Source organism: Arthrobacter sp. B0316-1-20 (assembly GCF_059091865.1).
The window spans coordinates 1-12,488 of sequence record NZ_JBNHHC010000007.1 but is presented as its reverse complement, the minus strand read 5'-3'; the positions used below and the strand labels follow the sequence as shown (position 1 = coordinate 12,488).

The 12,488-nt window shown below is 66.6% G+C and carries 12 protein-coding genes; 7 read left to right on the top strand and 5 right to left on the bottom strand.

Translation table 11 applies throughout. The annotated features are described in order from the left end of the window. Positions 1–130: 130 nt before the first annotated feature. The gene (locus AC5RW2_RS13130; protein ID WP_493964372.1) at positions 131–712 is read left to right on the top strand and encodes a TM2 domain-containing protein; all 582 of its coding nucleotides are present in this window, start codon (positions 131–133) and stop codon (positions 710–712) included. A gap of 167 nt (positions 713–879) precedes the next feature. On the opposite strand, the gene AC5RW2_RS13125 is transcribed toward AC5RW2_RS13130, so the two are convergent. From AC5RW2_RS13125 to AC5RW2_RS13115, 3 genes are all read right to left on the bottom strand, one after another. After that, positions 880–1,086 (bottom strand): cold-shock protein, encoded by a 207-nt coding sequence (locus tag AC5RW2_RS13125; protein ID WP_127515201.1) that lies wholly within the window; start codon positions 1,084–1,086, stop codon positions 880–882. Positions 1,087–1,238: 152 nt separating this feature from the next. After that, entirely contained in the window at positions 1,239–1,889 is a 651-nt protein-coding gene (locus AC5RW2_RS13120; RefSeq protein WP_493964371.1) for a LytR C-terminal domain-containing protein, read from the bottom strand. A gap of 60 nt (positions 1,890–1,949) precedes the next feature. Next, positions 1,950–2,258 carry a DUF3263 domain-containing protein gene (locus AC5RW2_RS13115; RefSeq protein ID WP_136786851.1) on the bottom strand — a complete coding sequence of 103 codons (309 nt, stop codon included), beginning with the start codon at positions 2,256–2,258 and terminating at the stop codon, positions 1,950–1,952. Positions 2,259–2,398: 140 nt separating this feature from the next. Between AC5RW2_RS13115 and AC5RW2_RS13110 the strand changes: the two genes are divergently transcribed. Next, positions 2,399–3,154 (top strand): uracil-DNA glycosylase, encoded by a 756-nt coding sequence (locus AC5RW2_RS13110; RefSeq protein WP_493951151.1) that lies wholly within the window; start codon positions 2,399–2,401, stop codon positions 3,152–3,154. A 428-nt stretch (positions 3,155–3,582) separates the two neighbouring features. Next, entirely contained in the window at positions 3,583–4,470 is an 888-nt protein-coding gene (locus tag AC5RW2_RS13105; RefSeq protein WP_493964370.1) for a siderophore-interacting protein, read from the top strand. Positions 4,471–4,588: 118 nt separating this feature from the next. Here the strand turns inward: AC5RW2_RS13105 and AC5RW2_RS13100 are convergent, their stop codons facing one another. Both AC5RW2_RS13100 and AC5RW2_RS13095 read right to left on the bottom strand, forming a co-directional pair. After that, entirely contained in the window at positions 4,589–6,274 is a 1,686-nt protein-coding gene (locus AC5RW2_RS13100; RefSeq protein WP_493964369.1) for a threonine/serine exporter family protein, read from the bottom strand. An 87-nt stretch (positions 6,275–6,361) separates the two neighbouring features. Next, positions 6,362–7,963, bottom strand: a complete 1,602-nt coding sequence (locus AC5RW2_RS13095) for a sialidase family protein (protein WP_493964368.1) — start codon at positions 7,961–7,963, stop codon at positions 6,362–6,364. Between the two features lie 182 nt (positions 7,964–8,145). On the opposite strand from AC5RW2_RS13095, the gene AC5RW2_RS13090 reads away from it, so the two are divergent. The 4 genes from AC5RW2_RS13090 (at position 8,146) to AC5RW2_RS13075 (ending at position 12,384) form a co-directional block, all read left to right on the top strand. Then, positions 8,146–9,546, top strand: coding sequence for an OFA family MFS transporter (locus tag AC5RW2_RS13090; protein ID WP_493951155.1), 1,401 nt, complete (start codon positions 8,146–8,148; stop codon positions 9,544–9,546). Between the two features lies 1 nt (position 9,547). After that, positions 9,548–9,649, top strand: coding sequence for an MFS transporter small subunit (locus AC5RW2_RS13085; RefSeq protein ID WP_414962484.1), 102 nt, complete (start codon positions 9,548–9,550; stop codon positions 9,647–9,649). Between the two features lie 191 nt (positions 9,650–9,840). Next, the gene (locus tag AC5RW2_RS13080; protein WP_493964367.1) at positions 9,841–11,259 is read left to right on the top strand and encodes a lipase maturation factor family protein; all 1,419 of its coding nucleotides are present in this window, start codon (positions 9,841–9,843) and stop codon (positions 11,257–11,259) included. 87 nt (positions 11,260–11,346) lie between these two features. Then, a complete protein-coding gene (locus AC5RW2_RS13075; protein ID WP_493964366.1) occupies positions 11,347–12,384 on the top strand; it encodes an LLM class flavin-dependent oxidoreductase in 1,038 nt (345 codons plus the stop codon). Positions 12,385–12,488: the final 104 nt, after the last annotated feature.

Here is a 12,488-nt window from a genome sequence, read left to right as displayed (position 1 = left end):
TGACCCTGAGCGCCCCCGGGTAAACAATCAGGGTGGACCCCCATGGATACGGCCGGGTCCTCGCGCGTAGATTGGCTGGTAAGAGAAACCAGCTTCCAGCAGTCCGGCAACGGGCAAGGTCGGAGAAACCATGACTGAACCAGGCGACGAAAAGAACGCCAGCAACCCCACCGAACCCTTGGGAACGGGCACCAACCCGACCAGGCCGATCGGGCAGCCACCGCACGCCGGTGCCGCCGGACAGCCCGCCGGGCAGCAGCCCGCTGGTGCCCCGGGAGCACAGCAAGGCGTTCCCAGCCAGCCGCCCTTCGGCGCTCCCGGCCAGCAGTACTCGCAGTATCCGCCCCGGTCCGGTCAACCCTACGGCCAGCCCGGTCAGCCCGGCCCGCAATACGGCCAGCCCGGCCAGCCCGGCCAGTTCCCCCAACCGGGACAGCCCTACGGCCAGCAGCAGTATTCCGGGACGCCGCCCGGTTACTACTACCCGGAGCAGAAGTCGCGTCTGATCGGCGGCCTACTGGGCATCCTGCTGGGCGGCCTCGGCGTCCACCGCTTCTACCTCGGCCACGTCGGCATCGGCGTGCTGCAGATAGTGGTTACGTTCCTGACCTTCGGCGTCGGCGCCGTCTGGGGCTTTATCGAAGGCATCATGATCCTGGTGGGGGCGGAACCGTTCAAGCGCGACGCCCGCGGCATTCCGCTGAAAGAGTAGCCCTCCCACGTAACAATGCCGCTGCGCAGCGCGTAACACCGGCCGCGCAACCGGCCAGAAAAAGTCGGCGCGCACAGCCGGTCCGACAAAAGCCGCCGAAAGGACCCCGGGCGAAAAGGCGGTGGAGGCACCCTAGCCTCCACCGCCGTCGTCGTTAAAGTGTCTCGCTAAGGAGCGACCCGGACTTCTTCTGCCTGCGGACCTTTTTGACCCTGGCCAATCTGGAACTCTACGCGCTGCCCTTCATCCAGGGAACGGTAACCATCCATTTGAATTGCGGACCAGTGGACAAATACATCGGAATTTTCTTCGTCCACGGTGATGAAGCCGTAGCCCTTTTCCGCATTGAACCATTTGACGGTTCCCAGCGCCATAGTGTTCTCCATACTCAGTAGTTCCGCCTCTGCCGCAGTCGGTTCAGCGGCAGGGTGGTCTCACCCTATCTACGCGTGGGGCGGAAAGTGAGTTGCGGCACACTTAATGTTATTGAGGCGTAACCGAAATCCTCAAAATCCTGCGCGGCCGCCTAGTGGTAGCCGGGGCCGAGCGCCACGGTCACGTACTGGGAGACGTTGCCGTTTTCCTGCAGGTCGGCGATGCCGAGCAGCTTGCCCAAGGCTTGGGCGTTGGCTTCCTGGCCCGGGTTGTAGAAGATCACCGAGCCGGCCAGCGGTGCGCCGCCCCAGTTGTCCACCACGGCTATGGACCAGCCGTCCGACTGCACCCTCTGCGACACGGTTCCGGCCAACCCGGACACGCCGGCGCCGTTGAGGATCATTACCGGGTCCTGCTTGTTGACCGGCGCGGCCTCTTCGGTGGGCTCTTCTGTTGCCTCTTCGGTGGGTTCCGGCGTGGCCTCGTCGCTCGGCTCCGTGGTGGCTTTCGCTTTTGCGCTTTCGGCTTCCTGCTCGGATTCCTGCATCGTTGCCGACGGCGATGCCGAAGCTATTGCGGCGGGCGGGCTGGAGGGTCCGGCGACCGGACTCGAAGGCCCTCCGGTCCCCAGCAGCGGCAGCACGAAGAAGGACAAGGCTCCGACCGCCAGTGCCAGCACAGCGGCCAGGATGATCAGGCCCAGGCCGTTGGACTTCGGCGTCGCCATGCGGGCGCGGTGCACGCCGTGGCGGTCTGAAGTTTCGGGGACCTGGTCGAACTCATCCCGGGGGTACTTACTCATCGCGGCGCTGCATCCTTGGTGGTGGAGAATCGGGAACCGGCCTCCCGTGCGGTCCGGGAGTCAGGCGTCGTTGCCCAGCCGGCGAGCAGTGCGCGCGCGCTGGCGGGACGTACGTAGTCTACGCAATCTCTTCACCAGCATCGGATCGTGCGCCAGCGCATCCTCGGTGTCAATCAGCGCATTGAGAATTTGGTAGTAGTGCGTGGCGGACATGTCGAACAGTTCGCGGATGGCCTGTTCCTTGGCGCCGGCGTATTTCCACCACTGCCGCTCCAGCGCCAGCATGCGCTGGTCGCGCTCGCTCAGCGGGCTGGCGTCGTCAACCTCGGCCTCGAGTGAAAACGCACTGGCCTCGGCCGAACCTGCCACAACACACCTGCTCTTCCTAGTACTTGCCGACGGCAATCAATACCCCCTCCATGATAAGGGCGAATCACAGGCCTGTCATTCACTCCCCTGTGGCCGGGCCTGATTGCCGACCGGCGTGCAACATCCGCAAAGATAGAACGGTGAACTACGACGACGGTGCCCTCTTTCCGCTGCCTGCCCACCCGCCTGCCGCGGACTTTGGCGCCCCGTATCCGTTCGCCGCGCCGCAGGAACTGGCCGGCGTGATCCACCCTGAATGGGCCGAAGTGCTGGCGCCGGCCGAACCGCTGCTCTGGGACCTTGCCGCCTATCTGGACGGCGAGCGCGCCGCCGGCAAGACCTTGCTGCCCGCGCCGGGGAACGTGTTGCGGGCGTTCCAGCGGCCGCTGTCCAAGGTCAAGGTGCTGATTGTCGGCCAGGACCCTTACCCGACGCCGGGACATTCCATCGGGTTGTCGTTCGCGGTGGAGCGGCACGTCCGGCCGCTGCCGCGCAGCTTGGCCAACATCTACAAGGAACTGCAGATGGATCTGGGCTTCCGGCCGCCGCAGCACGGTGACTTAAGCGCCTGGAGCGACCAGGGCGTGCTGCTGCTTAACCGCTGCCTCACGGTGGAAGCCGGCAAGGCCGGTTCGCACCGCAACAAGGGGTGGGAGCAAATCACCGAACTGGCGGTCCGGGCCCTGGCACAACGCGGCGGCCCGCTGGTGGCGCTGCTCTGGGGCCGGGAAGCCCAGCAACTGGCGCCGGTACTGGAACACGTGCCGCGGATCGAGACCGCACACCCCAGCCCACTGTCGGCATCCCGCGGGTTCTTCGGATCGCGGCCCTTCAGCCGGGTCAACGAACTGCTGGCCGCGCAGCACGCCGAACCGGTGGAGTGGGCGCTGCGCTGATCCGGCGCCAGCTTGCTGGCAGGGGCACGGCTGAGCCGGGTAGCCCTGCCCCGATGGCAGCGCACCGCTTACGTGACGGAAGCCGCGGAGCCGGGCAACCCTGACCCAAATCCGCCATCCGCGGTCCGCCACCCGACGCTCGCTCCCATGTTTCGGAGGGGCCATTTGCATCGTCGCACGTCAGCGGCCTGGGAGGGCCCTGAAACATGGGAGGTTAGGCCGAGACATGGGAGCGAACTAAGCAACGTGGCCGCAACGAACCACCGCAGAGGTTCGTTCCGGCTTGCCAACCGAGGAGACCGGGCGGGCCCGCAGAAGTGGTTGCGGGTTCTGCAAGATGACCTTTCACATCAACAAATTGGGAATCATCTGTCCGTGGGTTAGGTTGGCCTAAGTAGCAGTTTCCCTTTGTCAGGAGTAGTAAGCCTATGCAGACGCAACCGGCAGCAGCCCCCGCCCGCCCAGGACGGAGCGCCCGGCCGCCGCGCGTGCAGACCAACCTCCAAGTAACCCGCACCGAGTGGCTTTCGAAGCACATGGTCCGCGTGTACGCCAGCGGCGACGCCTTTGATTCGTTTGCTGAGAGGTACGCAGCGAAGGAAGCGACGGACCCGTACATCAAGATTTTCTTCCTGGATTCGTCCCTGGACGTGGAGCTCCCGGTCAATGTGGCGGAGCTCAAGGAAACGCTGCCGGCCGACAAACTGCCCGTCACCCGCACCTATACAGTGCGGCGAGTGGACCGCGAGACGCGCGAAGTCGTGGTCGACTTTGTGGTCCATGGCGACGAAGGCCTTGCCGGGCCTTGGGCCGCGCAGGCCAAGCCGGGCGACTGGATGATGTTCACTGGCCCCGGCGGCGCCTACCGCCCCGACCCCGACGCCGACTGGTACCTGCTTGCCGGTGACGATTCGGCGCTCCCCGCCATCGCGGCCGCCATCGAAGCCTTGGCTCCGGAGGCCCGCGGCCATGCCTTCCTGGAAGTGGATTCCGAGGACGACGTCCAGGAACTGGACTCTCCGGCCGGCTTGGAAATCCACTGGTTGTTCCGCCGCGGCCAGACACCCGGGACCGCCACCATGCTGCGCGACGCGATCTCCGCCGTGGAGTGGCCCGAGGGCCGGGTGGATGCATTCGTCCACGGCGAGCGAGGCGAAGTGAAGTCGCTGCGCGACGTGCTGTTCAAGGACCACGGGCTGTCCCGCGAGCAGGTCTCGATCTCCGGCTACTGGGCCTACGGTCGGGCCGAAGACGCTTTCCAAGCTGAGAAGCGCACCGCGGTGGGCCAGATTTTCCCGGAGAACGAACCGGCCTGACCCTGCCCGCACCGGCGAATTAGGCGCGGAGAACGAACCGGCCTGACCCTGCCTGAAGGGGCGTCTAGGCGCCCCTTCACGAAGAACGGGTCCGCCGGCACCGGCGGACAAGGCGCCCTTACCGGCGCCGGGCCCGCCGGTTTTCGTTCGAGCCCAGCCCCTTGGTAAACGGCCGGGCCAGGTTGTCGCCGAGCACGGTACCGCCGGCGATCGCCAGGATCACGGTCAGCGCACCAAACAGCCCCAGGATGCCATTGAACGGGGCCTCCGAGTTGACGGTCAGTTCAAAGATGGACCGGAACACAGACAGGCCCGGCAGCAGGAACAACACCGCAGGAACGGCCACCACCAGCTGCGGAGAGCCCATCCGCAGGCCGACAATACGGCCCAGGAAGCCGATCACCACTGCGCCGACGGCGGGGCCGATCCGGTCGCCGATCCCCGCCCACACCGCGAGATCGTAGATCAACAGCCCGGCCAGCCCGACGGCGGCCGTGGGCAGCAGCATGTTCAGCTTGGTCTGCTCGGTCATGCTGAGAGCAATGGTTGCCACGACTAGCAGCAGCGCCCGCACCGCGTAGGGGTACTGGCCCTGGCCCTCCACGAAGACTTCGGGCAGGCTGACGCCGAGCATCGAGCCGCCCACCAGCCCCACAGCGACGCCGGCGGCAATCGCAGCGAAGGTAAAGAAGGCCGAGAGATAACGCCCCGACGCGGTCACCGGGAAGCCGTTGATAGCGTCCTGCGTGGCTGAGACCAATCGTCCGGTGGGCAGCAGGAACAGGATGCCGCCGGCGATCACCAGCGACGGGCTCATCGGCACGTGCAGCGTCCAGAACAACAGCGCCATGACGGTGGCCAGGCAGGCGCCGATGCCGGTGATGAAGAAGTCCGGCATCCGCCATTTGCTCAGCTTCCGCCCCACCAAACCCATCAGCACCGTGGAGATGCCTCCCACCAGGGCCGCGAAGACGCTGCCGCCGAGAAAGGCGATGATGAAGCCGGAGAACACCCCGCCGGCCGCGATGGCCATCCAGCGCGGAAAGGGCTTGGGGCGGGAGGTGATTTCCTGCAGCCGCTCCTTGGCTTCGCTGCGGCCCACGCCCCCGTTGACGATGTCGGTGACCAGCTCGTGCACCAGGGACAGGCCGGCATAATTGTTGGTCCAGGAGCGCACCACGCGCATCACAGTGATCGGCACGGTGTCCGGCTTGGCGTAGTTGATCAGCACGGACTGGTTGGTGATGTCCACGTCGATATCGCTGAGGCCGAACGCCGCGGTGACGGCAATGATGCTGGTTTCCACTTCCAGCGCGCCGGCTCCGTAACGGAACATGGTTTCTGCCACGTCCAGCACAAAGTCCAACGTAATCCGCGCGGAGGCGTCGATGCCGGCGGCCTGGATCATCGGGTTGGCGTACGGACTGCCCGCCAGCCGTTCCACAATGCTCATCGGAGCAGTGGGCGGCGCCTCGCCCTGCACCAGCTTGCGCAGCATCCGGCGCGCCGCCACGTTGGAGCGTGATGCCGCCGCCGACGCGCGCAAAGGTGCGGTTCCGGTCGGGACGGGCTTGACCTGCTTGGCCACCGGCCGGTCGGTAGGACGCGGCACCGGAGGATGAGTGGGCTGTGGACCGGCGGCGGAGCCGGTGCGCCCGGGGGTCGAGGAACGGCCGGTTCCGGCGTCGGGAGCGGGAACGTTCTTTGGTTTGATGATCGGCAGCATTCCCGCCTGCGGGGTCATGGGCGACATGGATTCCTGGTCCGGGTCCTTGTCCTGCACTCCCACTCCGTTCTGCGTCATCGCCACCGTGACGGCGGCTCGTTGATCCCGGTTAAATCCTTGCACACTGCCACCGGGAGAACACTGCCGACGAGGCAGAGAGCCGCGTCACCCCTCACTGATTTCCCCGCTGACGACGTCGAGGCTGAACTCCCGCGCTCGGTCCACCACTGGGGCACCCCCCAGAGCGTTGTTCACCGGAGCCGCAGTGCAGGTGAAGACTACGGTGAAGCGGCCGGCAGCAACGTCGGCGGCGGTCACGGTGTGGATGGGATGGAGGTAGTGCGCTTCCGCACCCGGCCCGAGTTCCCGCGGCGGAAAATCCTCGGCATTGTCGAACGCGCCGGACAACTGCACGCGCAAGTGCTGCGGCCCCAAAACCTTTGCCCGTCCGGCAAATACCAGCAGGTCCCCGGCCCGATAGCCCGGCTCCGGTTGCCCCACCTCCGTACTGAGGATCGCGTGCAGCACCATGTCGAAGCGCAACGGATAATCTGTGGCCAGCGGCAGCGGGCCGGTCTCGGGCCGCTGCCGGCTGGTGCCTTCAACGGCCTTCCGTGTCACCGCTCCGCGGGGCCATGCCGCCCGCAGCATTCCGGGATCAGCGGTGGCGTAGGCCAGTTCGCGGCCACCCTGCCGCGCGTACAGCACCCCTATTCGGCCGTCGGCCAGCCTTACCACGGCCGGCCCGCTGGCTCCGCTGCCCCAGATGGTGAGTTTGTGCGGCCAGGATTCCCCCTCGTCCCGGGACAGACTGAGCACCACGTTACGGTTCAGCACTGGATCCTGGCAGTTGGCAGCCAGCAACCAGTTACTGCTCTCCGGTGCGGCCAACCCGCCCAGGGCCGGTAACCCGTCGAAGCGGATCAGCGAGCCGGGGGTCCCGGAATCGGGCAATTCCTCGATCGGCTGCAGTGGCCCATAGCTGTGCCCACCGTTGTCGGAGACGGCGGCCCACCGGCTGGCAGCGGCGCTCAGATGCAGCAGCACTCGGCCATCGGGCAAGCAGGCCGCAGCGCCCGGGTCCAGCTCCGGTTCCGGCATGTCCACTACCGGGTAGGCCCGCTGCAACTCCAAGGCCCTAGCCACCCCCGGCGCCTCCGAGATGGCCGAGGCAGGGGCCGGCGCGTCCACCGGCTCACCCACAGTCCAACTGTCACCGTGGTCATCGCTGTAACCGGAGGCTGCACCCGGCCGCCCGTCCGTCGCCGTCACCGCGAACTGCACCAGCAGCCGTCCGGCGAATGGCCCGGCATGCAGTCCAGTCCCTGAGCCGGCCGCAGCCAGTCCGGTCACCGTGTCCGAGGCCGCCCGCGGGGTGACCGTCCGGTGCTGCCAGCTGGCGCCGTCGTCGTCGGATGACATCAGTTCAAAGCGACGGTCCGCGGCGGAAGGAACCGGACCCGCACTGCCAGCTTTGTCCCGGGCGACGAAGGCCATCAGGATCCGCCCGGTCGCGGCGTCGGACAGCAGTCCCGGCCGGCCCGGCGCCTGCCCGTCTTGGCCACCCCAAACCACCTGCTGCGGCTCCCAGCTGGCGCCGCCGTCGAAACTGCGGCGCAGCAGCAGGTCCCCGGAGTGACGTGTTCCGCCCTGCCCGCCCACGCCGGCATAGGCGGCCATCACGCTGCCGGATGGGGCAACGGCGAGCGCCGGGGTCCGGTAGCCGCGGTAGCCGCCCACGCCCCGAACGGCGAGGACCTGTTCCATTCCTCCACCGTACCGGCCGCGATGCCTGGAGGGCAGAGGCAGCCGGAGTGGCAGGGACCGCGGAAGGCTCAGCGCGACACGCCGGACGAATACGGTTGCCCAGCTCAACCATCAGTCAGGATGTGAAGTGAAACACATCTTGCAGTTTCGCCTCGCACCCGTCTTTGAAAGGACGCCCAACGATGAGTTGGTTGGACCGATCGCGTACGATCGCCCCTCCGGGTTTTAACCGCTGGCTGATTCCGCCGGCAGCCCTGGCCGTGCATCTGTGCATTGGCCAGGCCTACGCCACCAGCGTGTACAAGAACGCCTTGGTGGCCCACTTTGACGTGAGCTTGACCGAGATCGGCATCATCTTCTCCATTGCCATGGTGATGCTGGGGCTGTCCGCCGCGGTGATGGGCACCTGGGTGGACCGCAACGGCCCGCGGATGGCCATGTTCACGTCCGCCGTCTTCTGGAGTGCCGGCTTCCTGGTCGGCTCGCTGGGCATCTTCACCGGCCAGCTCTGGCTGGTCTACCTGGGCTACGGCGTGATCGGCGGCATCGGCCTGGGCATCGGCTACATCTCGCCGGTGTCCACGCTGATCAAGTGGTTCCCCGACCGCCCCGGTCTGGCTACCGGGATGGCGATCATGGGTTTCGGCGGCGGTGCGCTGATCGCCAGCCCGGTCTCCACCGCACTGCTGCAGTTCTATGACCCCAGCTTCGACGGCACGCCGGGCTGGGTGGCCAGCGGCGATGCGGTCGGCAAACTCTTCCTGACCCTGGCCGTGGTCTATCTGGCCTACATGCTGTTCGGCGCGTTTACCATCAAGGTGCCGGCAGCCGACTGGAAGCCGGACGGCTTCGACGCCGCCAAGATCAAGGCCAAGGCACTGGTCACCACGGCCAATGTGTCGGCCAAGAACGCCATCAAGACCCGCCAGTTCTGGCTGGTGTGGATCGCGCTGTTCTGCAACGTCACGGCGGGCATCGGCATCCTGGAACAGGCCTCGCCGATGATCCAGGACTTCTTCCGCCAGCCCGACGGCGTCTCGCTGGTGACGGCGGGCGTTGCCGCCGGCTTCGTGGGGCTGCTCTCGATTGCGAACATGGGCGGCCGGTTCGTTTGGTCCACCACGTCCGACTATCTGGGCCGCAAGAACAACTACATGCTGTACCTGGGTGTCGGCGCCGTGCTGTACGTGGTGCTGGCACTGTTCGGCTACACGTCCACCGGACTGTATGTGCTGCTGGCGGCCGTCATCATCAGCTTCTACGGCGGCGGCTTCTCCACGGTTCCGGCCTATCTGCGCGACCTGTTCGGCACTTTCCAGGTGGGCGCTATCCACGGCCGGCTGCTTACGGCCTGGTCCGCCGCGGGCATTGCCGGGCCGCTGATCGTCAACGCCTTCCTGGACGCCCAGGGCAAGCCCGGGGAACTCACGGCGCAGGCCTATCAGCCGGCGCTGCTGACCATGGTGGGCCTGCTCATCATCGGCTTCATTGCCAACCTGATGGTCAAGCCGGTGGACAGCAAGTACCACGAGGCTCCTGCCCAAGAAGCCGGCGAATCCGCAATGGCCGGAAAGGAGGCCTGACATGAAGAAAGCACAAGTAGCCCTCGGCTGGGTGCTGGTGGGCATCCCGCTGCTCTACGGCATCACCCAGACCCTGATGAAGGTCCCGGCGCTCTTCGGCTGATCCCTCACACCGCTTGGCCGGACGCCCCGGCGAAGCGAGACGTAGCGGCAGGCCCGGCTCTCCTGAGCCGGGCCTGCCGCTTTGAGCTGGGCCTTCTCCGCTGAGCCCCGTTGCTTAGAGCCGTGCAGCCTTGTTCCCCCGCGACCGGCCGCCTTGACACCCGACCGGTCCGCCGTACCGTTGGAGGTGCCATGGAGTGGTTCAGCGCCGAGGGGTTCGAACTGGCGCGGCAAGTGCTGCAACGAGGCATCGCCGCGGTGTTCCTGATTGCCTTCGCCTCCGCCCTGTCCCAGTTCCCCGCCCTGCTGGGCGAGCACGGACTGCTCCCCGTGCCCCGGCTGCTGGAACGGCGCACGCCGCGCGGCTTCACCTTCTTCCGCTGGGGCTACACCGACGGAAGGCTGCGCGCCGTGGCGGGCACCGGCGTCGTGATTTCAGCACTTCTGCTGGCTGGGCTGCCGCAGTTGGGACCGCCGTGGCTGCCGCTGCTGGCGTTCCTGGCGCTGTGGTTCCTGTACATGTCCATTGTGAACGTGGGCCAGACGTTCTACGGCTTCGGCTGGGAGACGCTGCTGCTCGAGGCGGGCTTCCTGGCCGCGTTCCTGGGCTCGGACCGGGTGGCGCCGCCGGCCCCCGTGCTGTGGCTGTTCATCTGGTTGGTGTTCCGGCTGGAATTCGGCGCCGGGATGATCAAGATGCGGGGCGATACCGTCTGGCGGGACCTGACCGCCCTGTACTACCACCACGAGACCCAGCCGATGCCGAATCCTGCCAGCTGGTTCTTCCACCACTTGCCCAAACCGCTGCACAAAGTGGAGGTGGCCGGCAACCACTTTGCCCAACTGGTGGTGCCCTTCTTCCTGTTCTTTCCGCAACCGGTGGGCAGCATCGCGGCCGCGGTGGTGATCTTCACGCAGCTGTGGCTGGTGGCCTCCGGCAACTTCGCCTGGCTGAACACGCTGACCATCCTGCTGGCCTTCTCCGCGGTGTCCGACCGCGCGGTGCAGGCCATCCTGCCGGTGGGCGACTTCACGCCGGAGTATCAGCCGGAGCCGGTGTGGTTCACCGTGCTGGTGCTCGCGGTCAGCGCCCTGCTGGTGTATCTGAGCTACTGGCCGCTGAAGAACCTGTTCGCCAGGCGCCAGCTGATGAACGCCAGCTTCAATAACTGGCACCTGGCCAACGCCTACGGCGCGTTCGGGTCGATCACCCGGCAACGATACGAAGTGGTGGTGGAAGGATCTGCGGACGGCGTCCACTGGCAAGAGTACGGATTCAAGGGCAAGCCCGGGGATCCGCAGCGGATGCCGCGGCAGTTCGCCCCGTACCACCTGAGACTGGACTGGCTGATGTGGTTCCTGGCGCTGGGCTCCCCCGGTGAGAGCTGGTTCATCCCGCTGCTGCGGAAGCTGCTCGAAGCGGACAGGGCCACGCTGAAGCTGCTGCGGCACGATCCCTTCAACGGCGAACCGCCGCTGCTGGTCCGCGCGACGCTGTATCACTACCGCTTTTCCAGCTGGGCGGAGCGGTGGCAGACCGGGCAATGGTGGATCCGGACCGAGGCGGGCCAGCTGGTGCCCCCGCTCTCCCGGCTGCGCACGGCGGAATAACCGCTGCCTCCCCGAGGTTGCCGCCAGTAACCACAAGATGCATATGCATGCACATTTCCTCCAACGCAGACGAAAGGCGGCCACCGCGTGGCGCAAACAATCGAACTCGGGCTGGACACCTTCGGGGACGTCACCACCGGGGCGGACGGAAAGCTCCTGCCGCAGGACCAGGTGATCCGGAATGTCATGGCCGAAGCCAAGCTGGCCGACGAGGTAGGCCTGGACTTCATCGGCATCGGCGAACACCACCGCGAGGACTTCGCCGTGTCCGCACCGGACGTGGTGCTGGCCGCGATCGCCGGCCAGACCAGCCGCATCCGCCTGGGTTCCGCCGTCACCGTACTCAGCTCCGACGATCCCGTTCGCGTCTTCCAGCGCTTCTCCACCCTGGACGCCGCCTCCAACGGCCGCGCCGAGGTGATCCTGGGCCGCGGCTCCTTCACCGAATCCTTCCCGCTGTTCGGCCTGGATTTGGCCGACTACGACATTCTCTTTGACGAGAAGCTCCAGCTCTTTACAGAACTGCTCAAGGAAGAACCTGTCACCTGGGCGGGCCGCACGCGTCCGCGGCTGGACAACAAGCGGATCTACCCGCCCACCGCGTCCGGCAGCCTGAAGACCTGGATCGCCGTCGGCGGCACGCCGCAGTCAGTGGTCCGCGCCGCCCACTACGGGCTGCCGCTGATGCTGGCCATTATCGGCGGGGCACCGATGAACTTCGCGCCCTTCACCGACCTCTACCAGCGCGCGCTGGACCAGTTCGAAAAGCCCGCGCTGCCCATCGGCGCGCATTCGCCCGGCTACGTTGCGGACACGGACGAACAGGCCCGCGAAGAGATGTGGCTGCCGTATGCCGACATGCAGGAGCGGATCGGCCGCGAGCGCGGCTGGAGCCGGATGACCCGCGGCCAGTTCGAAGCCGAGGCGGGCCCGGACGGTGCGCTGTTCGTCGGCTCACCGCAGACCGTGGCCACCAAGATCGTGAAGATCGCCAAGGGTCTTGGCCTCTCCCGCTGGGACATGAAGTACAGCCTGGGCACGCTCCCGCACGAGAAGCTGATGAAATCCATTGAGCTCTACGGCACCAAGGTGGCGCCGCTGGTGCGGGAGCAGCTGGCGCAGTAGGCAACGCAACCTCGCCTAAAGCACGTCGCTTAAAGTACAACGCCGGCGGGAGGCGTTTGTTTGAAAACCACCCCCCCGCCGGGGAACCGTACCCTGGTTTCTTG

What these genes read in the sequence shown, in the direction of transcription:
- AC5RW2_RS13090 (WP_493951155.1), top strand. Translation starts at nt 8,146, where the DNA reads ATGAGTTGGTTGGACCGATCGCGTACGATCGCCCCTCCGGGTTTTAAC.
- AC5RW2_RS13125 (WP_127515201.1), bottom strand. Translation starts at nt 1,086, where the DNA reads ATGGCGCTGGGAACCGTCAAATGGTTCAATGCGGAAAAGGGCTACGGC.
- AC5RW2_RS13120 (WP_493964371.1), bottom strand. Translation starts at nt 1,889, where the DNA reads ATGAGTAAGTACCCCCGGGATGAGTTCGACCAGGTCCCCGAAACTTCA.
- AC5RW2_RS13085 (WP_414962484.1), top strand. Translation starts at nt 9,548, where the DNA reads ATGAAGAAAGCACAAGTAGCCCTCGGCTGGGTGCTGGTGGGCATCCCG.
- AC5RW2_RS13105 (WP_493964370.1), top strand. Translation starts at nt 3,583, where the DNA reads ATGCAGACGCAACCGGCAGCAGCCCCCGCCCGCCCAGGACGGAGCGCC.
- AC5RW2_RS13130 (WP_493964372.1), top strand. Translation starts at nt 131, where the DNA reads ATGACTGAACCAGGCGACGAAAAGAACGCCAGCAACCCCACCGAACCC.
- AC5RW2_RS13080 (WP_493964367.1), top strand. Translation starts at nt 9,841, where the DNA reads ATGGAGTGGTTCAGCGCCGAGGGGTTCGAACTGGCGCGGCAAGTGCTG.
- AC5RW2_RS13095 (WP_493964368.1), bottom strand. Translation starts at nt 7,963, where the DNA reads ATGGAACAGGTCCTCGCCGTTCGGGGCGTGGGCGGCTACCGCGGCTAC.
- AC5RW2_RS13100 (WP_493964369.1), bottom strand. Translation starts at nt 6,274, where the DNA reads ATGACGCAGAACGGAGTGGGAGTGCAGGACAAGGACCCGGACCAGGAA.